Source organism: Paenibacillus sp. KN14-4R, from assembly GCF_052180255.1.
Taxonomy (GTDB): Bacteria; Bacillota; Bacilli; order Paenibacillales; family NBRC-103111; genus Paenibacillus_AM.
Window position 1 is genome coordinate 4,178,612 of the sequence record NZ_CP197466.1, and the last position, 23,947, is coordinate 4,202,558.

The 23,947-nt window shown below is 43.6% G+C and carries 26 protein-coding genes; 12 read left to right on the forward strand and 14 right to left on the reverse strand.

The features are described from left to right. Positions 1 to 23: 23 nt before the first annotated feature. Positions 24 to 554: a dihydrofolate reductase family protein gene (locus ACSBOP_RS20460; protein ID WP_442602323.1), complete on the reverse strand. Its 531-nt coding sequence runs from the start codon at positions 552 to 554 to the stop codon at positions 24 to 26. A 65-nt stretch (positions 555 to 619) separates the two neighbouring features. On the opposite strand from ACSBOP_RS20460, the gene ACSBOP_RS20465 reads away from it, so the two are divergent. Continuing rightward, the gene (locus ACSBOP_RS20465; RefSeq protein ID WP_442602324.1) at positions 620 to 1,522 is read left to right on the forward strand and encodes a helix-turn-helix transcriptional regulator; all 903 of its coding nucleotides are present in this window, start codon (positions 620 to 622) and stop codon (positions 1,520 to 1,522) included. Positions 1,523 to 1,578: 56 nt separating this feature from the next. On the opposite strand, the gene ACSBOP_RS20470 is transcribed toward ACSBOP_RS20465, so the two are convergent. Both ACSBOP_RS20470 and ACSBOP_RS20475 read right to left on the reverse strand, forming a co-directional pair. Beyond that, complete coding sequence (locus tag ACSBOP_RS20470; RefSeq protein ID WP_442602325.1) at positions 1,579 to 2,340, reverse strand: response regulator; 762 nt, start codon at positions 2,338 to 2,340, stop codon at positions 1,579 to 1,581. Positions 2,341 to 2,347: 7 nt separating this feature from the next. Then, positions 2,348 to 3,934, reverse strand: a complete 1,587-nt coding sequence (locus tag ACSBOP_RS20475) for an ATP-binding protein (RefSeq protein WP_442602326.1) — start codon at positions 3,932 to 3,934, stop codon at positions 2,348 to 2,350. An 84-nt stretch (positions 3,935 to 4,018) separates the two neighbouring features. On the opposite strand from ACSBOP_RS20475, the gene ACSBOP_RS20480 reads away from it, so the two are divergent. Together ACSBOP_RS20480 and ACSBOP_RS20485 are read left to right on the forward strand one after the other, a co-directional pair. Beyond that, positions 4,019 to 5,053, forward strand: a complete 1,035-nt coding sequence (locus tag ACSBOP_RS20480) for a DctP family TRAP transporter solute-binding subunit (protein ID WP_442602327.1) — start codon at positions 4,019 to 4,021, stop codon at positions 5,051 to 5,053. 107 nt (positions 5,054 to 5,160) lie between these two features. Then, positions 5,161 to 6,438 (forward strand): dicarboxylate/amino acid:cation symporter, encoded by a 1,278-nt coding sequence (locus ACSBOP_RS20485; protein ID WP_442602328.1) that lies wholly within the window; start codon positions 5,161 to 5,163, stop codon positions 6,436 to 6,438. Positions 6,439 to 6,565: 127 nt separating this feature from the next. Here the strand turns inward: ACSBOP_RS20485 and ACSBOP_RS20490 are convergent, their stop codons facing one another. Continuing rightward, positions 6,566 to 6,976: a hypothetical protein gene (locus tag ACSBOP_RS20490; protein ID WP_442602329.1), complete on the reverse strand. Its 411-nt coding sequence runs from the start codon at positions 6,974 to 6,976 to the stop codon at positions 6,566 to 6,568. Between the two features lie 156 nt (positions 6,977 to 7,132). On the opposite strand from ACSBOP_RS20490, the gene ACSBOP_RS20495 reads away from it, so the two are divergent. The 9 genes from ACSBOP_RS20495 (at position 7,133) to ACSBOP_RS20535 (ending at position 13,113) form a co-directional block, all read left to right on the forward strand. Beyond that, positions 7,133 to 7,612, forward strand: coding sequence for a DUF2975 domain-containing protein (locus ACSBOP_RS20495; protein WP_442602330.1), 480 nt, complete (start codon positions 7,133 to 7,135; stop codon positions 7,610 to 7,612). 10 nt (positions 7,613 to 7,622) lie between these two features. Next, the gene (locus ACSBOP_RS20500; RefSeq protein ID WP_442602331.1) at positions 7,623 to 7,826 is read left to right on the forward strand and encodes a helix-turn-helix domain-containing protein; all 204 of its coding nucleotides are present in this window, start codon (positions 7,623 to 7,625) and stop codon (positions 7,824 to 7,826) included. 13 nt (positions 7,827 to 7,839) lie between these two features. Then, on the forward strand, positions 7,840 to 8,055 hold the full coding sequence (locus ACSBOP_RS20505) for a DUF3955 domain-containing protein (protein WP_442602332.1): 216 nt from the start codon (positions 7,840 to 7,842) through the stop codon (positions 8,053 to 8,055). A 123-nt stretch (positions 8,056 to 8,178) separates the two neighbouring features. Next, positions 8,179 to 8,664: an anthrone oxygenase family protein gene (locus ACSBOP_RS20510; RefSeq protein WP_442602333.1), complete on the forward strand. Its 486-nt coding sequence runs from the start codon at positions 8,179 to 8,181 to the stop codon at positions 8,662 to 8,664. A gap of 166 nt (positions 8,665 to 8,830) precedes the next feature. After that, entirely contained in the window at positions 8,831 to 9,901 is a 1,071-nt protein-coding gene (locus tag ACSBOP_RS20515; protein WP_442602334.1) for an SPFH domain-containing protein, read from the forward strand. Positions 9,902 to 9,913: 12 nt separating this feature from the next. Beyond that, positions 9,914 to 11,008 (forward strand): hypothetical protein, encoded by a 1,095-nt coding sequence (locus tag ACSBOP_RS20520; protein ID WP_442602335.1) that lies wholly within the window; start codon positions 9,914 to 9,916, stop codon positions 11,006 to 11,008. 153 nt (positions 11,009 to 11,161) lie between these two features. After that, a complete protein-coding gene (locus ACSBOP_RS20525; RefSeq protein WP_442602336.1) occupies positions 11,162 to 11,524 on the forward strand; it encodes a GntR family transcriptional regulator in 363 nt (120 codons plus the stop codon). Positions 11,525 to 11,530: 6 nt separating this feature from the next. Continuing rightward, positions 11,531 to 12,424 (forward strand): ABC transporter ATP-binding protein, encoded by an 894-nt coding sequence (locus ACSBOP_RS20530; RefSeq protein WP_442602337.1) that lies wholly within the window; start codon positions 11,531 to 11,533, stop codon positions 12,422 to 12,424. Further along, entirely contained in the window at positions 12,424 to 13,113 is a 690-nt protein-coding gene (locus ACSBOP_RS20535; RefSeq protein WP_442602338.1) for a hypothetical protein, read from the forward strand. The genes ACSBOP_RS20530 and ACSBOP_RS20535 overlap by 1 nt, the downstream gene beginning before the upstream one ends. A 63-nt stretch (positions 13,114 to 13,176) precedes the next feature. On the opposite strand, the gene ACSBOP_RS20540 is transcribed toward ACSBOP_RS20535, so the two are convergent. The 10 genes from ACSBOP_RS20540 to ACSBOP_RS20585 all read right to left on the reverse strand — a co-directional run bounded on the left by ACSBOP_RS20540 (position 13,177) and on the right by ACSBOP_RS20585 (position 23,644). Next, positions 13,177 to 14,193 carry a fatty acid desaturase gene (locus ACSBOP_RS20540; RefSeq protein WP_442602339.1) on the reverse strand — a complete coding sequence of 339 codons (1,017 nt, stop codon included), beginning with the start codon at positions 14,191 to 14,193 and terminating at the stop codon, positions 13,177 to 13,179. A gap of 135 nt (positions 14,194 to 14,328) precedes the next feature. Continuing rightward, positions 14,329 to 14,955 carry a DedA family protein gene (locus ACSBOP_RS20545; protein ID WP_442602340.1) on the reverse strand — a complete coding sequence of 209 codons (627 nt, stop codon included), beginning with the start codon at positions 14,953 to 14,955 and terminating at the stop codon, positions 14,329 to 14,331. A 169-nt stretch (positions 14,956 to 15,124) separates the two neighbouring features. Continuing rightward, on the reverse strand, positions 15,125 to 15,730 hold the full coding sequence (locus tag ACSBOP_RS20550; protein ID WP_442602341.1) for a response regulator transcription factor: 606 nt from the start codon (positions 15,728 to 15,730) through the stop codon (positions 15,125 to 15,127). After that, positions 15,727 to 16,884 (reverse strand): sensor histidine kinase, encoded by a 1,158-nt coding sequence (locus ACSBOP_RS20555; RefSeq protein WP_442602342.1) that lies wholly within the window; start codon positions 16,882 to 16,884, stop codon positions 15,727 to 15,729. The genes ACSBOP_RS20550 and ACSBOP_RS20555 overlap by 4 nt, the downstream gene beginning before the upstream one ends. Further along, positions 16,885 to 17,631 carry an ABC transporter permease gene (locus ACSBOP_RS20560; RefSeq protein ID WP_442602343.1) on the reverse strand — a complete coding sequence of 249 codons (747 nt, stop codon included), beginning with the start codon at positions 17,629 to 17,631 and terminating at the stop codon, positions 16,885 to 16,887. Between the two features lie 48 nt (positions 17,632 to 17,679). Further along, complete coding sequence (locus ACSBOP_RS20565) at positions 17,680 to 18,561, reverse strand: ABC transporter ATP-binding protein (RefSeq protein WP_442602344.1); 882 nt, start codon at positions 18,559 to 18,561, stop codon at positions 17,680 to 17,682. Positions 18,562 to 18,758: 197 nt separating this feature from the next. Then, entirely contained in the window at positions 18,759 to 19,586 is an 828-nt protein-coding gene (locus ACSBOP_RS20570; protein ID WP_442602345.1) for a Cof-type HAD-IIB family hydrolase, read from the reverse strand. 136 nt (positions 19,587 to 19,722) lie between these two features. After that, positions 19,723 to 20,001, reverse strand: coding sequence for a hypothetical protein (locus ACSBOP_RS20575; RefSeq protein WP_442602346.1), 279 nt, complete (start codon positions 19,999 to 20,001; stop codon positions 19,723 to 19,725). Positions 20,002 to 20,101: 100 nt separating this feature from the next. Next, entirely contained in the window at positions 20,102 to 21,874 is a 1,773-nt protein-coding gene (locus tag ACSBOP_RS20580; protein ID WP_442602347.1) for an ABC transporter ATP-binding protein, read from the reverse strand. 24 nt (positions 21,875 to 21,898) lie between these two features. Further along, positions 21,899 to 23,644, reverse strand: coding sequence for an ABC transporter ATP-binding protein (locus tag ACSBOP_RS20585; RefSeq protein WP_442602348.1), 1,746 nt, complete (start codon positions 23,642 to 23,644; stop codon positions 21,899 to 21,901). Positions 23,645 to 23,947 lie beyond the last annotated feature (303 nt).

Here is a 23,947-nt window from a genome sequence, read left to right on the forward strand (position 1 = left end):
TGTATGTCTAATTCGAGGACGCATTACTTTGTATAGTGTACAATCACAAGCTGACCGACCTGCTCAGTTTTGACCAAATGGAATTTACTCTCTACCGTTCCTTGGGGAAAGAGTGGAATACCCTCGCCCAAGATATTAGGGGTGATGGCGATCTCGATTTCGTCAATGAGCCCTTTTTCTAAGCAAGCTTGAACAATTTGACCACCGCCAACGATCCAAACATCGCCATCGGCTTCTTCTTTTAGCTTAGGAATAAGCGTCTCCACAGATTCTGATGTAAACATGACATGTGGAGCTGGAGGTTGCTCGGATCTGGAAAGAATGTAGCATGGCTTACCTACATAGAGGAATTCCTCCGAAAGTGTAAGTATTTCCTCATAGGTTTTCCGTCCCATGACTACAGTTCCGACTGTCTGATAAAAGGCTCCGTATCCGTTGTCCCCGCCGTCACCTTCCACTTCAAGCAGCCAATCGATTGCTCCATCTAACCTCGCGATATAACCGTCCAGACTCATTGCAACATATAACACAACTTTATTATTTTTCATCTTCATCGCTCCCTTCTGATCCTTATGCTACACTATAACTATGACAAAATATGACGTAGTTAGGTGAGAATATGAATGAACGAAGATTAGCCATTATGCAGATGATGGACTCTCGCAAAAAGTTTACCGCACGCGAGCTTGCAGAACGGTTTGAAGTATCGATTCGCACCATTCAGCGCGATCTCGATTATTTACAGCAAATTGGCTTTCCGCTATATACAGATGTAGGTCCGCACGGGGGTTACCGCGTACTGCCTAACCGAATTTTACCGCCGCTGCAGCTGAATCAGAATGAAGCTTTTGGGTTATTTTTGATGATCCAGTATTTAGAGAAGGTGCAAGACTTTCCGTACGAATCTATTCGCTCCCATCTAGCAGAGCAGTACTATGCAGGGTTACCATCCGATGTTCAAGATTCGATTGATCAAATGAAGCAGCATATTGCGTTTATCCAGCATCAACCTGCTGAACCTGCGCCCTTTACAACCAAGATCCTACAAGCAGCGATGGATAAAAAAGAAATTGTGTTCTCCTATCTATCCGCAAGTGGCATCAAGCGTACGCAAGCTTACCCATTTGGCATTTATTTTGAAAATGGATTCTGGTACATGCCAGCAAAGCGGAATCTAAGGATTATTCTTTATCGTGTAGATCGAATGAAAGAGCTGAACGTTTTGGAGCAAACAGACCCCTCCGTCCCTACTCTACATGAATGGTTCGCGATGTCTGATGAACGGGAAAGCATGGAAGTTGTATTGCATTTTACGGATATGGGGGTGAGAATCGCGCAGTCTGAACCTCTTTTTCAAGGTATCCAAAATAATGAATGGAATGGGCAAGTTCCAATTGAGGAACTGCCTTTCCTATCACGTAAATTGCTCAAATGCGGACCTGAGGTGAAGGTCATAGCCCCTGTAGAATTACGGGATCTAGTCCTTAGTCTGTTGAAAAAAAGTATTGAACAGTATGATTAGAATGCAATCGAGAGGGCCTTCACTCTCACCATACGAAGCGGTGTTTTTCTATTTTTTCAAGCTTTTTGCTTGTTTTGGTCTTTTTGTTCATGACGCAGTACATAACGGTTGACCGGACGGCCAATGCCGCCGTAGTTGACTTCCAGGTACACAACGTTTATTTTCTCCAGATATTCGAGGTATCTTCGAGCTGTTACCCGAGCAATACCGACGCTTTCCGCGACTTCTTCCGCAGACATCGTTCCATCATGGCCGCTCATCACTTTGAGCACTTGTTTCAACGTATTGGGATTAAGGCCCTTCGGCAGATCGGCGTTCATATGAAGAGAACTTGGAGTCTCAGGAGCTTCATGGCCGATCTCTTTGAGTCCTTCGCTGCTGAGCAGAATTTCATCGACGGCTTCTTGAGTTATCAGCTTACCCTGCTCCAGCAGATGTGCTCTAGATCGATAGCGTTCTAGTGTTTGCTTGACCCGCTCTAGCTTGAAAGGCTTAATGATATAGTCAATTGCGCCATATCTTATCATCGTGCGAAGTGTCTCCGTATCGGTTGCTGCTGTTACGACGATCACATCTACAGGCAAGGATATTGCGCGAATTTGCTGCAGCGTACCGATCCCATCTAAGGAAGGCATGAATATATCGAGGAAAACAATATCGGGCCGCAGCTCCTCAATCAACCGCAAGCCATCAACACCATTGCCAGCTTTGCCAACTACTTTGAATCCTTCTACTTGTTCGATAAACATTCGATTCACTTCTTGTACCATCGGATCATCTTCGATGAGCAGCACGTGTATGTTATCCTTATTAGCCATCACTATGTTACACCTCTTCTCTCATTGGGAAAATAATCTCCATCGCCGTACCCAATCCTTCGGTCGAATCACATCTGAGCTCACCTTTGCCTTTGATCAAAATGGCATTTAACAAATAAAGTCCCATGCCGCGATGCTCGCCTTGTTTGGTTGAGAATCCTTGTTCTAAGATGCGAGCCTTCGTTTCTTCTGATATCCCGCATCCGTTATCTTCAACTAGAATGGAGAACCATTCGTCATCATGTTCGACACTAATAAACACTGTTTTTTGTTCCACGTTGGACGTGGCAAGTGCATCGAACGCATTTTCGATCAAATTACCGAGCAGCAATACGATATCATGGCGATCCAAGCTGTCTGGGAAATGACGCATGATGCTTTTGGAATCAATCGTTACTTCAATATCGAGTTCCTTGCCACGGCTGACTTTGCCAAGCAGCAGACCCGCCACACCGTCATCTTCAAAATGCTCCTGTATAAACTTCGTCAGCTCTTCTTGCTGGTCAGATACTTCAAACAAATATCTCAGTGCTTCATCATACTTCCCAAGCTGAATCAGACCTGCTACGGTATGCATCTTGTTCATATGCTCGTGATTTTGCGCGCGAAGCGCATTGACGTATTCCTTAACCCCCGTTAATTCTTCCGCCATTCGGGTCACATCCGTTCGATCCTGAAAAATCGCAATGGCACCCATCGTCACACCGTGATCAATGATTGGAATCCGATTACTCCAAATTAACGTACCGCCGATTAACAGCTCATGATTCAGGACCGGAACTTTGAGTTCCAGTATCTCCGGTAATCGGGAACCCGGAATAATATCAAGTATGTATTGATCGATGACATCTTGCTTAACATCAAAAATCTGCTTGGCTCTTTCATTAAAAATCGTAATTCGCTCGTTGCGGTCAATTGCAATAACACCCTCATGCATGGCTTGGAAAGCGGCTGTATGCTCACGGTACATAGATGCAATCTCGTGCGGCTCTAGGTTATACATTTCGCGTTTAATGTGCCTAGCTAACATCGCAGAGCCAAACATCCCGAATGATAGAGATAATAGAATCGTGACGATAATTGCGCGCTTCTGCTCAGGGATAAGTTCAAGAAATGTAGGCATAAGCCCGCCGACAACGACGACCCCGACTTGTTCATGATTCTCGTTCATAATCGGTACGAAAGCACGCAGTCCGACACCTTTCTCCCCTCGGACCTTGGTGACATACATATGCTCAGCAAAGGCAGCATCTGCGTCTTCTTCTTGAAAAGTAGTTCCGATCCGTTCAGATAACGGGTGAGAAAGCCGCGTTCGATTCATATCGAGCACAACGATATATTCAACATGATTGAGAATTTTGATTTTATTCGCAACAGGTGCGATGTGGGCAGCTGCATCGGGCATGTTAATATGCTCGGCAATGCTGGGTAAATTAGCCACAGTCTGGGCTGTTGTAGTCAGCTTCTCTCGCAAGCTATCTTCTTTTAAGCTAGATACGCTTCCAATCACTACGACGCCGCCGATTAAGAGAGAGAACAATACCAGGCCGAACGCGAGAAGCATGATTTTCCAATAGATGCGAAGCCGGTTCAAACCCTTGTCCTCCTTCCAATCCGTTTACCTTTCCCTACCATTGTGCAATAATAAGTCTAAATTGGCAACAGGAGGAGCTCGACATTGAAAGCGATTACAGGAATTGGAATATTTGTCGTGGTGGGGCTTCTTACCGCCTATACGGTCGGATTTCAACCGAACTTGAAAGAACAGCTTCCTTACGATGATGAACAGAGAGGACTGAAAGATCAGATAACGATCAAATTCAGCCATGTTGTAGCGGAAAATACACCGAAGGGGTTAGCTGCTGATTATTTTTCCAAGCTTGTCAAAGAAATGTCCCATGATCGTGTCGAAATTCAAGTGTATCCCAATGGGATGCTATATACCGAAAACACAGAAGTAGCAGCGCTTAGGCGTGGAGATATTCAGATGATGGCACCTTCTTTTTCAACGATGAGTGCAATTAATCCCGCTTGGCTTGCAATGGATTTACCGTTTGCTTTTGAAAATCAAGATGAAGTGGAACAGACGTTAAATGGTGCGCTTGGTGAAAAATTGTTCGATACACTGAAGCCATTCGGACTGAAAGGCGTTGCCTTCTGGTTCAATGGGTTTAAGCAGTTGACCAGTAGTACGAAACCACTGCGTACTTTAAACGATTTTCATAATGTGAAATTCCGCATTCAGCCAAGTCCTGTCATTGAACGTCAATTTCAAGCATTAGGAGCTTCGACTTCGATTATTCCATTTAATGAGGCGTATCATAACTTAGCCGTTGGCAATGTAAGCGGTCAAGAGAACACGATATCGAATATTGTCAGCAAGAAGCTGTATCAAGTTCAGCGCTATATGACGATCAGCAATCATGGTTATTTGGGTTATGCGGTCGTGTTTAACAAAAATTTTTGGGACAGCCTCCCGCCGGATATCCAGGAGATTCTAAGTGAAGCACTGCGTAAGACGACGGAATGGACGAATCATGAAGCCGTGAAGCATGAGGAGGATCTGATATTTTTACAAAAAAACAATTCGATCCAAATTGACTATCTCTCCGAAGAAGTACACAAGCAATGGAAAGATGAGTCCAAGGCGATCTATGAAGAGTTCGCACCGAAAATTGGCCGTGATCTGATGAAGTACATACCTGGCCCGTAAGACCAAAACGAACAATATGACCATATTCTTGTATGCCTTTTTCTTCTCTTATACACTGAGTTCATTAAATAAAGCGTTTTCATAAAAGAGAAACTGAGGTGTACATCGTGAGAATTTTAAAGAATATGACGGTTCAAGTTTTGCTAGCGATCGTATTGGGTATTCTTTTTGGTCATTTCTTTCCGAAAAGTGCTGTAGAAATGAAAGTACTTGGTGACGTTTTTATTAAACTAATCAAGATGGTAATTGCTCCAATCGTGTTCTTCACTGTTGTGCACGGAATTGCAAGTATGGGAGACATGAAAAAAGTTGGCCGCATCGGCGGTAAAGCACTTTTGTATTTTGAGATTGTAACAACAGCTGCACTAGCAATTGGTCTTACGGTTGTAAACATTGTAAAGCCAGGTGTAGGTATCGATATTTCAAAAGCAACTGGTGACGTTTCAACTTATGCGAAGCAAGCAGCTGAAAGTGGATCATTCAAGGATTTCCTAGTGGGAATCGTGCCTGATAACATTGTGGCTGCATTTGCAAAAGGCGAGCTTCTTCCAATTCTATTGTTTGCAATCCTGTTCGGTCTATCGATGACTGCAATGGGAAAAAAGGCAGAGCCAATCGTTCTTTTGTTTGATCGTTTATCCAAAGCATTCTTCGGCGTGGTGAACATGGTGATGAAGCTTTCTCCAATTGCTGCCTTCGGCGGTATGTCTTTCACAATCGGTAAATTTGGGCTTAAATCATTAACTTCCCTTGGCGCTCTAATGGGTTCTGTATATTTAACAATGTTCTTGTTTATCGTAGTTGTACTTGGATTAATTGCAAAGGCTTACAAATTCAATATCTTCAAGTTCATCGCTTATATCAAAGAGGAGATTATGCTGGTACTAGGTACTTCTTCTTCCGAATCTGCATTGCCTCGTATGATGGATAAGCTTGAGAAATATGGAGCTTCCAAATCCGTTGTTGGTCTCGTTGTTCCGACGGGATACTCCTTCAACCTGGATGGTACATCCATCTATCTGTCGATGGCAGCTATATTCGTCGCACAAGTATCCGGTGTGGATCTAACGATTTGGCAGCAAGTTACGCTTCTTGGTGTATTGATGCTAACATCCAAAGGTGCTGCTGGGGTAACAGGTTCAGGCTTTATTACACTAGCTGCAACGCTCGCTGCATTCCCGAACATTCCAATCGGAGGTATGGCGCTCCTTCTTGGTGTTGACCGCTTCATGTCCGAAGCACGTGCAATTACGAACTTGATCGGTAACGGTGTAGCAACAATTGTTATTGCGAAGTCGGAGAATGAGTTCGATCCGAACCGTGTGACGGCGGTAGAAGTATCGAATGATTATCTCGATGAAGGCGTAGTGCCTGCTAAAGCTTAATAGTTCTAAGTATTTCGATACATTTAAATACTAGAAAATTTTTAACCGCCATACTATACAGAACTTACTTGTATGCTCACAGAGCATACTTTTTTTTTAATAGGGGGAAGCCATGAGAGTGGTTTCCCTACTTTATTCCCGGTAATAAGCCTTGTATGTTAACTTTTCCTAAAGAGACAATGTAAGTATCCAAATCCTTTACACTTTTTTCATCTATTGCTTTGAAGTAAGTTTTATTAAGTTTTAAATACCCTGTACTCAAGTAATCCAATTCACCTGTAATCTTTAATGTAAAATTTTGACCAACTGAAAGAGGGGCGTCAATCAGTTCATAATTGTTAGTTTTGATCTCATTAATAATTTTTTCAATTGCATCTTTGTCCCCCAAAATTAGTTCATTTCCATCACCATACTTAACTTTAATTTCATTAGGAGTCAAAATTGTTTTGGATAAATTTCTTTCTGGTAGTCCTTTGTTGCATCCGAAAACAGGAATTAAGAACAAAACAATTACTAATATTTTTAATGTATTTTTCACAAAACTCGCCTCCTTGTATTTTTGATGGGAATAGACTAAAACTTTTTATTCACTACGTAAATCAATAAGTATATATCGTTTTACGATAAATTTTTATTGACTCATGTCTATTTTTTAATTATGATAGGGTTAAGTTATTTAGGGGAGGTTATGTTTGTGAAACAAAAGGAATTATCAATATGGTTAAAGTTGATAATTGTTTTTTGCGGATTGTTTGGTTTGTTATTTTGTATATATGTTGGTCCTGAAACTGGAAGGGAAATTTTACTGGGCTCAGAAAATTTCAAAACGCTGTATAAACCCTTAATTACATTCATTTGGGTTACAGGGGTTCCATTTTTCATTGCTTTAGTCTTAGGATGGCGGATATGTTCGGATATTGGTTCCGATCTCGCTTTTACCATTAAGAATGCGGATAGGTTGAAAATGATCAGTATTTTATCAATGGTCGAAGGTCTTTTGTACATTATCGCATTACTGTATCTTTTCGCAGACGGAAGTTATCATGCTAATGTTTTAATTGTGCTTTTACTGATTCTATTTTTTTCAGTCGTTATTTCTGTATTTACTTCTATGCTTTCTCATTTAGTTAGAAAAGCTAGTGAGATAAAGCAAGATAACGATTTAACGATTTGAGGTGTTGTAGATGAGTATCATAGTAAACCTTGACGTTATGCTGGCTAAGAGAAAAATGAGCGTTACGGAATTATCTGAAAAAATAGGAATCACAATGGCGAACGTGTCAATATTAAAAAATAGCAAAGCAAAGGCTATAAAATTTTCAACGTTAGAATTGATTTGTGAAGTGTTAGAATGCCAACCTGGCGACATTTTAGAATATAAAAAATAAAGGAGAATGCAGGATGAAGAGAAAATACCTTTTAGCTTCAACACCAATATTTTTAGGCGTGGTTTGTCTAATTATCTCAAGTATGATTGGTTCAAGCGTGGCTCCAGACGGTACATTGATAGAACCATTCTACTTGATTCCACTCAGTTATCTATTATTTTTTAGCGGTATTATTTCATTATTGTTTGTGGCTGTCATTTCGACGTTCAAAAAAAGTAAACATCATTGATACTTCAAGCTCCGTTTCTTAAGGTGACACCTGGGTTCATATTGTGAGTGATGATTCCAGGTGTTATACTTAAGTGAAATTTCCCAAAATATAGTTGTTGTGGGTTAGCTTAGGAGGTTCTCGATGAGTGACCGTATTTTATTTATCCTAACGTATTTCTCGACACTTGGATCAGGCTTGGTAGCAGGGTTGTTCTTCATTTTCTCCGCATGTGTCATGACTGCACTCTCTAAGATACCTTCTGAACAAGGCATTAACGCGATGCAGTCGATTAATTCAACGATCCTTAATCCGTTGTTCATGCTTGTGTTTATGGGAACAGCCTTAGTCAGTGTCGTGTTGGCCATTATCTCTTTTATGAAGTGGGGAGATTCTGGCGCGATCTACCTACTTGCTGGCAGTCTGTTCTATCTCATCGGCTTCCTCGTCACAGTCGCATTCAATGTGCCACTCAATGGTTCACTTGCCACTGTTGATCCCAAGAGCGCTTCTGGCGCCAACTTCTGGACCCATTACCTGAATGTCTGGACATCTTGGAACCACGTGCGCACCCTTGCATCCATCGCCTCTTTAGCATCCTTCATTCTCGCACTACGTCAGATGAAATAGTCTATACACAAAGCGAGTGCCGTCTGTACTTGCTTTTTTCTATTTCAAATCAGCATGATTTGATCATAATCACCTCTCAAATTTATACAAAAATAGACATCAACATCGTATAATAGGAATTGATTGTATTTTCATACAATATTCTAACATTTATGGAGGTTGGCGAATGGGGTTATTTTCATTTATTAAGGGTCAATTTATTGAAGTTATTGAGTGGATGGAGAATACGGAGTCGATTATTTATCAGTTCCCCGCCTACGACCACGCAATCAAAATGGGCGCAAAGCTCATCGTACGTGAATCTCAAGCGGCTATTTTCCTCAATGAGGGTCAAATTGCGGACGTATTCGGTCCTGGCACGTATACGCTAAGTACGCAGAACATGCCTGTGCTGACGGCACTCAAATCTTGGGCGCACGCGTTTAATTCACCATTCAAAGCCGATGTTATCTTCGTGAACACAGCTAATATTACCGATCAACGTTGGGGCACGACGAATCCAGTCATTATGCGTGACCAGGAGTTTGGTATCATCCGTCTGCGTGGGTTCGGCAAGTACGCGTTTAAGGTCAACGATCCTGCCTTGTTCATGAAAGAAGTATTCGGTACGAAATCGCACTTTAGTCCAGAGCAGATTAGCGGAACGCTCAAATCGATTATTGTCTCCGGTGTTTCCGATCTCTTAGCAGAGTCACGTATTCCTATCATTGATTTTGCTCTGCACTATGACGAATTAAGCCAACAAGGGATTACGAAATTTCAATCGCAGTTTAACGCAATTGGTCTTGAACTGACCATTTTCCTCATTGAGAACATTTCACTTCCAGAAGATGTGGAGAAAATGATCGATAAACGCTCGTCGATGAACATTGCAGGCAACCTCGATGCCTATATGAAATTCCAAACGGCTGAAGCACTGCGTGAAGCAGCTAACAACCCCGATGGAGGAGCAGCTGGCACAGGTGTAGGTCTAGGCGCTGGTATGGCAATGGGACAAATTGCTGGCCAGATGATGCGACCAGATCCTGTCCAATCGCAGACTCCATCTCAAGTACCTGTTCCACCGCAAGCAGATCATACGGTTCCTTGTGGCTCCTGCCAACATCCGATGTCGCCCACGGCTAAATTTTGTTCAGAATGTGGCGCTGTGCGTGCGGAAAAATCATTTTGCTCAGAGTGCGGTCAACAGCTCGAACCCGGTATGAAATTCTGTTCCGGCTGCGGGACGAAGGTGTAAAGGGGGCTAATAATGAGCATGCCAGAGGCAATCAACCAATTCCCGTGCTCGGGATGCGGTGGACAGATGGTGTTCGACTCCGATACTCAGCATATGAAGTGCGTCTATTGCGGTCTTGAAGTGCCTGTTGAAAATACGAACCAAGCGCCCGTCGAACACGAGTTGGACTTTGACGCGATTGATCGTGATGCATCAAGGGATTGGGGAACAGCCCAGCAGACGATTCATTGCGAGAACTGCGGAGGGGAAGTGCTGATTCCACCTCATCAGACAGCGACTTCCTGTCCATTCTGTGACTCTCCGAAGGTACTGCCACAGGGTACACCTGACAGTATACGTCCAGAATCCATTATTCCTTTTCACATCTCCAAAGAAAAAGCAATCGCTTCTTTCCTCCAGTGGAAGAAGAAAAAATGGTTTATGCCGAACTATTTTAAGAAAGAGCATACCGTCTCTAAGTTAACCGGCATTTACGTTCCATTCTGGACCTTTGATTCCAGTACCTATTCTACATATTCTGCAGAAGTCGGTGTCTATCATTATCGGACTGAGACGCGTACACGTACGGTTGACGGTAAGACCGAGACTTACACCGAACAGGTTCGATATACGGTTTGGCATCATACAAGTGGTAATTATGATCGTTGGTTTGATGATGTATTAATACCTGCCTCTACTCAGCACGAAGCTGGTTTATTGAAGAAGTTTAAAGATTTTCAGCTCAAGCAGCTCATCCCTTACAGACCAGAGTACTTGAGCGGATTTATAGCAGAACGTTATTCGGTTCCTCTACGCAGTGGCTGGAGCAGTGCGCAAGATCAGATGAGTAATGACTTAAACAGTGATATCCGTCGAAAAATAGGCGGTGATGAGATTCAAAATTTAAACATATCTACTTCATTTAGTGATTCGACTTACAAACATATTTTACTACCACTATGGAGTGCCGTTTACTCCTATAAAGGCAAAGTTTATCGCTACTTGGTGAATGGAGAAACGGGACACGTATCGGGGCACGTACCAAGAAGTCCGATTAAGATTGCGTGCTTTACTCTAGCTTGTCTAGCTGCGGTGGTCTTATTATTTTTATATTTTCAAAAAAAATAATTGTACGCAAGACTGTCTCCAGAGGTTCGAACGAACCGTGGAGACGGTCTTTTTTTAATTTTAGATTAATTTGGAAAATACTCCTTGACACTCGAACTCAAAATCATATATAGTTGGTTACACAAGTAATCAACCAAACAGGAGGTGCGGCAATTGACTTTTATATTAGATGACAGTCGTCCAATCTTTATGCAAATTGCGGACAAAATTGAAGACGACATCATCGAGGGCAGATTGCCCGAAGAGTCGGTGGTTCCTTCCAAGAATCAATTCGCGTCATTTTACCAGATTAATCCTGCCACTGCGGCAAAAGGTGTCAACATGCTGGTCGATCAAGGCATTTTGTATAAAAAAAGGGGGCTAGGCATGTTTGTCGCACCCGGTGCACATGCCGTATTGATGGAGAAACGCAAAGAGAAATTTTACGAGCAATATGTCGTCACCATGGTGAAAGAAGCTGCAAAACTAGGCATTACAGCCGAACAATTAACCGAAATGATTCGGAGAGGGGAATAGTTCACAATGAATCCTATTGTTAAAGTTGAACGATTAACGAAATCTTATGGCAATTTTACGGCGGTAAATCAAGTTAGCTTCGAACTCGAAGCGAATAAAATTTACGGTTTTCTCGGGCGCAACGGTGCGGGGAAGACCACGATCATGCAGCTCATCACTGCTCAACTATTTGCCACAAGCGGAGAAATCAGAGTATTCGATGAACATCCTTGCGAAAATGCAAAAATCTTAAATCAAATCTGCTTCATCAAGGAAAGTCAGCGCTATCCCGATGCATTCCGTGTAATGGATGTGCTGAACGTGGCAGAATCCTTTTTCCCCAATTGGGATGCGGCATTTGCTAGCGACTTAGTGGAAGATTTCAGACTTCCTTTGAAACGAAGAATGAAGAAACTATCTCGTGGTATGCTCTCTTCCGTCGGTATTATCGTCGGGCTCGCCAGCCGCGCACCACTTACGATGTTCGATGAGCCGTATTTGGGACTGGATGCTGTAGCTCGCACCATTTTCTATGATCGATTAATTGAAGATTATACAGAGCATCCACGTACGATTATTTTATCTACCCATTTAATTGATGAAGTCAGCAAAATTCTGGAGCATATCATCGTCATTGATAAAGGTCAGGTGATGATGAATCAAGATGCCGATGCAATCCGTGGTCGAGCGTTCACAGTCGTTGGCTCTACGGTGAATGTCCAATCTTTTGTAAAAGGAATGAACGTCATCAACAAAGAATCGCTCGGCGGACTGATGACGGCTACCGTGATGGGCGGTCTACAAGGTGTGGATCGTAAACAAGCGGAAGCTCTGGGGCTAGAGCTTGCACCGGTCTCTCTGCAGCAACTAGTCGTTCATTTAACCGATCGTCAACGTGATCATAAGGAGGCAGCTATCTAATGAATCGAGTGCTTCGTATTGTAAATATGCATGTTCAAGAAAAGATGGGGTGGTTCTACCTTCCACTCATAATTCTCTTCTCGAGCTTCGCTATCAATTTACTCGTCGGTGTAAGCATGAAAAATGAAGAAGGCTTCTCTTCCGGTGGTATCGCTTCCATCTTCGTGTATGTGCTTATCATTGGGGTCATGGTTTTGGCACAAACATTCCCAATGGCAATCGGCTTTAGTGCACGTCGAAAAGATTATTTCTGGGGCACAAGCTTAATGGGCTTTCTTGTCTGCTTGGGTTTTTCACTCGTGGTATTCTTGTTAGCGATTATTGAAGGCAGATGGACGGAGGGTTGGGGCGTCAACCTTCATTTTTTCAACCTTCCCTTTATTAGCCAATTGCCGCTGATTCAACTGTTCGCTGTCTTTTTCATCATCATGTTACACCAATTCTTTTTAGGGTTTGTCTTCTCCATCATCTACAAGCGAGTTGGGCGTAACGGGATGTTCTTCTTCTTCATCGGTCTTGGACTGGTGCTCACACTCGGCGTTTTATTAATCAGTTCTAATCACTTGTGGGGTAATATTTACGATTTTCTAATTCAAAATAGTGTCTTCGATATTGCCTTGTGGCTCATTCCACTCCTTGCGATTTATATGGCAGTATCCTATACACTGCTGCGTAAGGCTACCGTATAATATCATTAAAAAAGCAAGCTCGTCACTGCACGCAGCAGTGATTGGCTTGCTTTTGTTACCTACCTATTGCCCTTCGGCCTTCTTCTTGCGGCTACGCTTAATATCCTCAAAACCGATAAAGTCCCTGCTCTCCTCATCCCATACGCGGTGACGAAGTGAGCGCAGGCTTGTGCGCAGGGTGATCGTAGGCACATCTCGCAGAACAGGATTCGATGCATGTGCGGATGATAAATAGTAGTTCGGCACACGCGGGCTTAAGTGGTGAATATGGTGAAACCCAATATTGCCCGTCATCCAGTGTAAAAATCTCGGAAGGCTGTAGAACGAACTGCCCTGCATCGCTGCTTTCACATAATCCCAATTCGGATCATGCTCATAATAGGACTCTTCAAATTGATGCTGCACATAAAAGAGCCAAATCCCTGCAATCCCCGAGGTAAGAAAGATGGGACCTTGAATCATCAGTGCATGCTGCCATCCAATGAGCCAGCACAATAGGGCTGCTCCGCCAGCTATACCTAAATTCGTAATATAGGTATTGATTCGCTCCTTTGCACCCACATTTTTGCGGTTAAAACGATAATTCACGAGGAAAATATAGATCGGTCCAAGTCCGAACATCACAAGCGGATTCCGATAAAGTCGATAAGCGATCCGTCGCATAAGTGGCGCTGAGACATACTCATTGACTGTGAGTGTCCAGATGTCCCCTACTCCTCGCTTGTCCAAGTTACCACTTGTTGCATGATGAATCGTGTGACTGTGTCTCCACTGCCGAAACGGAACGCAGGTCATGATTCCCGTAAACGTCCCCACAATTTCATTCGCAATTTTATTTTTAAAAAAAGATTTATGACAGCAATCGTGAAAAATAATAAACGTCCGAACTAAGAATCCACCTGCAATAACAGCAAGTACGAGCGTGATCCAATACGACACCGATAGGCATAAATAGGCCGCGTACCAAATTAGGAAAAAAGGAATTATCGTATTGATAATCTGCCACACACTATGTTTCAAACGCGGTCTTTCAAAAGGTGCGATGTCTGTACGCCATCCACTTTGCTGCTCATGTTTCATCTGTTCAGCCTCTTCCACATTAAGAATGTTCTACATTTTTCTACAAGTATGTTCGAATCCGGTGAATAAAACAATATGAAATTGAATAAAATCATACATTCGGTCAGATTCTGGACATATCTTAGACATATTCATTTATGCTTTATGTCCTTTCCTTGTGCGAATCCAAGCGATAATCTTTTGCTTATTTTGTTTAAAATACATGCCGATGACCACGCCAGCCACCAATACAACGATCGCTACTATTGAATATTTCGTAACCATGTGAAGCAGCTGTTCGATTTGGGCGCCGAAAATTTTACCGATCATCACATAAGTCATTACCCATACAAATCCACCCATGGAGTTATAGAAGAAAAAAGTGCTCACCCGAACCCTTAGTATGCCGGATACATAGCCTGTGAAGTGCCGCAAACCGGGGATAAAGTAGCTGACCAAGATCAGTTTGTTGCCATATCGATCGAACCATTGTGTAAGCTTGACGATTCGTTCTTCATTAAGGAAAACAAACCTCCCATATTTCTCAAAAAAAGGTTTTCCTAGTTTATAACCAATCACATACGTAATGGCTGTACCTATAATAGCTCCAGCATACGAATAGACGATGATAAGTATGATATTCATATTCGCTACCGTGGTCATGTGACCTGAGATTGCCATTGCCAATTCCCCTGGGAAAGGCAGCGCTATCGACTCGGCGAATAATCCTAGAATCAAGACTAGATATCCATAATGTTCAAAAAGATTGCTCATCCACTCCATATTTATCTACACTCCTAATTTCAACCTCTTGCTACTTAAGATTAACAAAAAAATACAACTGCTATAACAATCCAAGGTTTAGTTTCCTTCTCGACTTTAGTCGGGGTATAAAATAGCAAAAATCCCTGAGCTGACCCAACGGCCATATACTCAGGGCTTTTGACATCACTTATTCTAACCAGCCTTTATCGCGTGCGATGGTAATCGCTTCGATTCGGGTATGTGCGCCAAGTCGGCTCATCGCCTCAGACATATAGTTACGTACAGTGCCGTGCGATAAGAACAGTGCAGCACCAATGTCTTGCATCGTCATCCCCTGTGCGGCATAACGCAGCACTTCACGCTCACGTGGAGACAATGGACAAGGATCATCCCAGACCGCGAGTGATAACTCGGGGCTGATCACTCTTTTACCTGCATGCACCTGCCTGATCGCATCGGCTAACTGATCACTGGTGCTCTCTTTTAACAGATAACCGCCGATCCCACTTGCCACTGCCCTTTGAAAATATCCCGGTCGTGCAAACGTGGTCAGCATCAGCACCTTACAGGGAAATCCAAGCTTATTCACAGCTTCAGCTACGTCTAGACCTGTTTTTAGTGGCATTTCAATATCGAGAACAGCAATATCTGGCTGCTCCTTCTGAATAAGTGCTAGCGCAAGTTCCCCATTCTCTGCTTGTCCAACCACTTCAATATCGTCTTCCAATGATAAAAGGGTCGCTAACGCTTCCCTTAATAGCCGTTGATCTTCACCTAATAGGACACGAATCATCCTGCTGCACCTACCCTTTCATTACGTATTGTTCGTGGGATGTGCAGCGCGATCTGAGTGCCTTGACCCGGTTCTGACTCTACCGTCAAAAAACCATCTACAAGTGCAAGTCGCTGTTTCAATCCTGCAATCCCGCTCCCACTTGCCTGTTTCATTCGTTCTTGATCAATTCCAATTCCATCATCGGTAACGACCAACCGCACCAAACCTTCTTCAATTTCAAGATCAGCGCTGCATGCTGACGCACGGCTATGGCGGACGATGTTCGTTAATGTCTCGCGGAAGCTCATGGCGAGAATTGTCTCCTGTAAGGGGGATAAAGGTAAGCGTTCAGGTTTGGCATCCATATAGCACGGATCCGTAATTGTAAACGCAATTCCCGCTGCTGCGCACAATGCCTTGGCATGCGTGTACTCTTCATGTAACCCAACCACACGCATCGTAGTTACCAGCTCGCGCATTTGCTTGAGCGCCGCCCGTGCTGTCTCACTAATTTCCTTTGCTTCCTGCTGCGCCTTCTCTGGTGCGCGCACGACAAGCTTCCCCATTAATTCTCCCTTGAGGGAGATTAACGATAACGTATGTCCAAGTGTATCATGCAGCTCTCTAGCAATCCGCTGACGCTCTTCCTGTTGCGCCATTCGCTCCAATTGTTCGGTCGCTGCCTTAAGCCGTTCGGCCATCTGCTTGTAGTTGGTCTGATTATAGAGGATAAATGGTGTGCAGCATACGCCAAACAGCGGTGGAAGCATGACGAACAGAATCACTATCCCTGTTTTGACATAAAGAGGAATAGTGAGAATGACGACCGCCATGGTAAAAACAACGGCAACGATTCTCATAAACCGCAGACTTTGTTTACTCAGCGACATGGCAAGGAGAAATCCAATATAAGCATAAACAGGATGGTAGAAGATCATGAAAATTAGAATCACGATCAATTGAATGATGATGAATAGCTGCGCATGGGCTGTACGCCAGAACTGCTCACGATATGCTATGACAAATAGAAGCAGCAAAGAAAGCCCAATCCCAATTCTCAGGGGGGGCTCGTAAAGAACTAAGACTAATAGTGGAATCAATAGATTGGCAAGTGAGACAAGTGGTACGATACCTTCACTAGCGGGGAACAATTTTTCTCGGATGGATGTCATTTATACCGCTTCCCGTCGATTTAAGATATATCCTGATAATAGCATAAACACGATGCCACAGCCGATAAGAATTACCCAATCTAGCAATGCGGGAGCACTTCCGCTTAACATATTCCATGCTCCGTGTGCGTACCGATACGAAGGTAACCATACTCCAATCTGCCCCATCCAGCTTGGCAATCCTTGAAGTGGCATCCATAGTCCACCCAAGATAGCAAGTGCCATCTGCACAACGTTCGCAATCGCTACGACCGCATCCGCATTTTTCATTGTTCCTAGTAAAGCACCAATGGCTAAGAACGGCAAGCTGCCAAGCCATAACCATAAACCACATACGAACCACTGTAAAATGGTCATATCCATATCATAAGCCACATGTCCAGCAGAGAAGATCACAAGAATCGTAAGGAGATGTACGCCCATGTGAGCAATCATTTTACTGCCAATCCATACGGACGGTGTAAGCGGAGTTAACTTTAGCAGTCGCACCCAACCATCCCGGCGCTCGTATGAGATGCGGATTCCAAATTGGCTCATTGCTGTACTGATTAAGCTGAATGCCGTCATGGACATTAAGGAATATTGGGCATACGTTGTGGATTCAATCGTTTTATTCGCGCCACTTAAGCTTGCAAATAAGAAATAGAATGCGAGTGGCATTAAGATCGAGAAGAGTAGGAAAAAAGGGCTGCGTATAATGCGTAAGCTTTCGGCTTTCGTTTGGCTAATTAACATGTTCTTGTTCATCGTGTGTTCCTCCTCGTGTGTTCTTTAACGAATCTATTCTCAGTTCATTTATTTTGTTAGCGTGCGAAATGCGTCTTCAAACTTAGCGGCGTGGACTTCGATATCAGATACACCCCAATTTTTCTGCAATAATACAGCTAGTAATTCATCGGTTTGACTCACATGCAAGCAGATGCGAGATTGGATATACTCCACTTTTTTAACGCCAGAAAGCTTATATAATTCCTCTTCATTCGGTGTATGTACGGCTCGGAATGATACGGTGCGAAGTGCGCTTTGTTCTTTCAACTCTTGCGGCGTCCCTTCTGCAACGATTCGTCCGCCCGCGATAATGCTGATGTGATCCGCAACTGCGTCCGCCTCCTGCAAGTCATGTGTGGTTAGCAAGATGGATCTTCCATTTGCTGCTAGTGCCCGAATCGTATCCCAGAAGCGAGTTCTTGCCTCCACATCCATACCTACTGTTGGTTCATCAAGTAAGATCAATTCAGGATTTCCAACCAAGCTTTGTGCAAATGCTAGCCTGCGGCGCTGCCCACCCGATAATGTAGATGCACGGCGTTTGGCTTCTTTATGAAGTCCTGAGATGTCTAACAGTTGTTCCAAAGACATTGGATTCTTATAGTAGCTTCGGAACAATTTGAGTACTTCCACCACCGTTAAGCCGTCAGCTGCTTTCACATCCTGCATGAGTGCGCCTACCTGCTGCCGTAATTCACTTGTTCCTGCCGGCTTGCCAAGTACGTTAATTTCACCGGATGTTGGCTTGATTAAGCCGAGAATCATCGAGATTGTGGTTGTTTTACCCGCTCCGTTAGGACCAAGCAGTGCGCTTATTTTTCCTGCTTCGAACTTCAAGTTTATTTGATCAACAGCGCGGTAGCTGCCGAATTGTTTCGTGACGTTTTTCGCTTCGATTATAGATGTCATGGCTTATCATCCTTTGTGCTTTTGTGTGTTTCGCTTGCTATGTTCTTATTGTAGGTCATGTGCGCTTATGCCCGTTAGTCGCCAATGTCATTTGTTTCACATGACAAATGTCAGAAAGTCAGACCCATGCGTGTTCACAAAAAAAGAGACGACCCAGCACCCTAATCAGGCACCAAATCGTCTCCTCATTAATAAACTTACCCTACAACTACCTCGTCAAAAATATACTTCTCCACGACCTTCGCTACACCATCGTTCATATTCGTATCCGTCACATACTGGGCGACAGCTTTGATGTCATCGGGTGCATTGCCCATTGCAACACCAAGTCCTGCAAAATGGATCATCGACAGGTCATTATAGCTGTCTCCAATCGCGATCACTTCATCCTTCGTGATGCCAAGCTGCTTGATCAAATGATCTAAGCTTGCTCCTTTATCTACGCCTACCTCTGTCACTTCCAAGTAGAACGGCTTTGAGCGCATGACATTCAAGCGGCCTGCAAGCTCCTTCTGCAGCTTCTTCTCTACAACTGCGAGATAATCAGGGTCTGCAACCATCAATCCTTTAACAACCGGCTGCTGCACGTAGGAAGTAAAGCTCTCCACCTCAACGATACGCATACCCGTCAATTCCGATTCAATATGGATATATTTATTATGGCGTGCTTCGGTGATGATATCGTCCCCCACATAAGAAAGAATCTCGATACCCTCACGTTGGCTAATCGCGTACATCTCATGGATTGTCTCTACCGAGAGTGTACTGCTAAACAGCACCTCGTCGGTCTGACAGTTCGTAATCTTTGCCCCGTTAAAAGACAGAATAAAGCTGCCATACTTCGCAAGCTCCAATTCTTTTGCAATCGGCAGCATCGCATACGTCGGTCTTCCAGATGCAAGCACGACCTTCACTCCTGCTTCTTGCGCACGCATCAGCGCTTCTTTCGTACGTGGCGAAATGGAGTAGTCGTCACGCAGCAGCGTATCATCCAGGTCAAGCACGATCATTTTATAAGTTGTCATTCTCTAAATCCCCTCCGCTAGATCATTCTCCTTTCATGGTACCGTGGCTTGTACCGACTGTCTATACCAACTTGCACACAAAAAAAGACCCACACCCCGTAATAACCGGAATGTGAATCTCCTCATCTGCCTTGGATTAATCCAAGTAGCCTGCTTCGCCTTTATCGATTAAATAAGCCATTTCAGCATCCAAGATCGCTTCCACTGTCATCTCATCCAGCTTCACGTTCGTCTTGCTCAATACATAATCCACAAGATCATCGAGGTCGATATCGATCTCCCCTTTGGAATCTGCTTTCGCGCTGTTAATAAAGGCTTGTTCATGATTCAAGACGATCTCAATACTCTTTGCATCTGCCTTCGTCTTGCCTACTATGTATTGCACAAGCTCCTGCTCATTGATTTGCTCACTCATAAATGGTCAACTCCTACTCTGTGTTCGTATACCCATTGTACCATAATGTACCCGAAGCAAGCATTTCCATGCAACAAGAGCCTGTCACTTCCTAAATCGATTATTTCGACACTGAACTTACCACCGGTGCACTCGATTTTTCTCCACCTTTTTGCAGTTGATACATCTTGAAGTAACGACCTTCAAGTGCCATCAGCTCATCGTGGTTGCCTCGCTCGACAATTTCACCACGATGGAGGACGAGAATTTGATCCGCTTCACGAATCGTGGACAATCTGTGCGCAATAATGAACGTTGTCCTTCCTTCACTCACGACCTTAAGTGCCTGTTGAATCAAGCCCTCTGTCTCACTATCGATGCTCGCTGTCGCCTCATCTAGAATCAAGATCGAGGGGTCAAACGCAAGCGCTCTAGCAAAAGAAATGAGCTGCCGTTGTCCAGACGATAGTGTACTTCCCCGCTCCACCACAGGCTCGTCATAGCCATTAGGCAACTGCTCCACGAAGGAATCTGCACCTACGTCTTGCAGTGCCTTTTTGACATCATCCAATGTAATATTCGGGTTATAGAGGCTTACGTTAAATTTAATATCCCCTGCAAAAAGGAACGGGTCCTGCAGCACAATGCCCATATGCTTACGCAAGGCCTGCTTGGAATAAGTCGTAATATCCCGTCCATCGATCGTGATCTGCCCTGATCCGGGTTCATAGAAACCGAGCAGTAAGTTCATAATTGAGCTTTTACCTGAGCCGGTATGACCGACCAATGCAACGGTTTCCCCTTTACGTGCTTCGAACGAAATCTGCTTCAGAACGTTATCGCCTTCTTTGTAAGCAAATGATACGTTATCGAACTTCACTACACCCTCAGGTCGTTTGACTTGGTCCGTTTTCTCAATTTCCATGCCCTCTATGTCCATAATCGCAAATACCTTCTCCGCCGATACGAACGCACGCTGGGCATTGGTCATTTGATCGAAGATCCCGATAATCGGTTGGAAAATCCGTCCCACGTAATCACCAAAAGCATAGAATACGCCAAATGATATGGTTGCTTGCAGCGCATCCCGACCAAAATACCAGATGACCATCGCCATCACCAAGCTCCCAATCGTCCCTACAATGTTACGAGAAGATAGCGCGAATACCCTGAATTGCTTGATCTGGTTCACATAACGGTCGTTATTGAGTTCCTCAAATTCCTCTAACGTTTTCTTTTCTCTGCGGAACGCTTGAATAATAGGCATTACGACGATAGATTCGTTAATTTTCGCATTCATATCACTTAACCGTGCACGCATAATGGTGATGAATACCTTGGAGTATTTTAGATGCACCTTCATAATGAGCGCGAAAATAGGCAGCAAAATTAAACAAATCAGCGCAAGGCGTGCATCAAGTGTAAATAACGCCACATAAATACCCAATAACTGAACAAAGCTGACGACGAAAGTCGCCATGAAGCTCATGAACAAATCACGAACAGCCTCTGTATCATTCGCAATCCTTGATACGACTTGCCCAATCGGGGTATTGTCGAAGTAACGCAAGGATATGCGCTGAATATGTGTCATGAGATCCATCCGCATATTTTTAATAATTTGCAAGGCAGTAGACTGTAGCATATAAGATTGTGTAAAAGTGCTGATACTTCCTACGACTAAAAGCAATAAGTATATCCCTAGCAGCCCCAGAATAGGCGATAACTTAGGAGCATCAGATGCAAGATATTGGTCAATAATCATCTTGGTAATATAAGGCCCGCACAGCTCCGCACCTACTGAGATACACAAAATGAGCAGGGCAGCGATAATTCTATATTTGTAAACAAGTGCATACGAAATAAGTCTTCTTGACGTGGATTGCTTTGGCATCCATACACCTCCTTTAGGGTCTTGCTATTCTTCCAAACTTGCTTCCATCTGCTGACGTTCCCATTGTTCTTTATACCATCCGCCAAGCATCATCAACTCTTCATGAGTACCCTCTTCAATAATGCGTCCTTCATCTAGTACCAGAATCCAATTCGCATGACTCACTGCTGACAATCGGTGAGTCGTGATTAGAGTCGTACGACCTGCGCGCTCCATTCGAATCTGATGTAAAATACGGCTTTCTGTCCTTGCATCAACCGCAGATAGTGCATCATCAAGCAGCAGCATCTCTGCATCAATAAGAAGGGCACGCGCAATGGCGACCCGCTGCTTCTGACCACCAGAGAGCATGACGCCATTTTCCCCGACGATGGTCTCTAAACCTTCTGGCATCTGAGCAATATCTTGTGTAAAAGAAGCCATCTCAATGGCTTTGGCGATCTCTTCAGGCGTTGCATCTGGCTTGCCAAGTGCAATATTATCCCGAATAGATTTCGATAACAGCATATGCTCCTGTGGCACATAGCCAATATAACTTTTCATCTGCTCGATTCTAACTTGCTCAATCGGAACATCGGCAATAAACAGTGTATCTGGATCGACCGCATATTGGCGCAATAGCTGCTTAAGCAGTGTACTCTTCCCACTCCCTGTACGACCTACAATCCCAAGTGTTTGCCCCCGTTCCAATCGGAAAGAGACATCGATTAGACTCGGCTGATTGGCAGTTGGATACGTAAAGGTGAGCTGCTTCATTTCAATGCTTGATACACAATCACCAAGTTCAACTGGAGCATCTACATCCTCTAAGTCGGCCTTTTGAGAGAGTGAAGTATCCAATCGGTCTACCGAAGCACTTCCCCGCTGCAGTACGTTAATGAACTCACCAAAAGAAATCATCGGCCAAATCAACATACCCAAGTAGATGTTAAAAGAAATAAGCTGTCCGAGTGAAATATCCCCTTGAATAACAAGATAAGAACCATATCCAATTCCAATCGAAAAGCTAATCCCAACGATCAATGTGATCATAGGTTGGAAAAGAGCATTCAGAATCGATACCTTCTTATTCTTATTCATCACTTCCGAAGTTACTGTATCAAAAGCATTCAAATCATGATCTTCCTGCACATAGGAACGAATAACCCGAATACCCGAGATTGATTCAAGCGCATGATCGTTCATTTTGCCAAAAGCTGCTTGTGCCGCTATAAAACGTGTACGAATCTTCTTACCCAGTATATTAATGACAACCGCTAAGAAAGGCAGTGGGATAAGGGCGGCAAGCATTAATTTGTAGTCAATGAACGTAACCATCATCGTAATGACGACAGATGCTCCAACAAGTGTATTCACGATTGTCATCACACCGTATCCCGCTGTCTGACCGATCGCAAGTACATCATTGGTTGCCAGTGCCATTAATTGACCTGTGCTGTTACGTTGGAAAAATCCCGGCGTCATTTTTGTCAGATGAGCAAGTAATTTTCCTCTGAGCAATCTTTCTATTAACGCTGAGTTACCAAACAACGTTGTGAGCCAAATATACGTCATCACATACAAAAGCAGAGAAAGTCCGACTAGAATAAACACGGTTTGCGTTAAATCTTCTGAAGTTAAATTCCCATTCTTAATATGATCAATCGTACTTCCTATCATTTTGGGAGGGATCGTGGATAGTAAACTCACCCCTGCCATGAATAGAATTGCAATGGCATATCTTCCCCATCTTTGTTTGAAAAACCACTGTAATCGAATAACAAACGACAATCATTCCACCTCTTTTTGTATAAATTATGAATAGTCAAAATATAAACTGGGCGAAAAAAGCCATTAGAGTAGTAACGCTCTAACGGCCTTCTATTACTATAAGAGCGTGTTCAAAAAGTCTGATCACTTCGGAGAAAAGAAGCACTAAGCATATGCTTCCGAAGCAAGTTTTCCTACGGAAAACCCTTGAGGTCGCTGTTGAAATCGTAAAAGGCGACAAAACTTTTCCGAAGGAAAATGTTACATCGTAAGAATATCCTACAGTTGCTTCTTTTCTCCTCCGTTCGACTTTTTGAACACGCT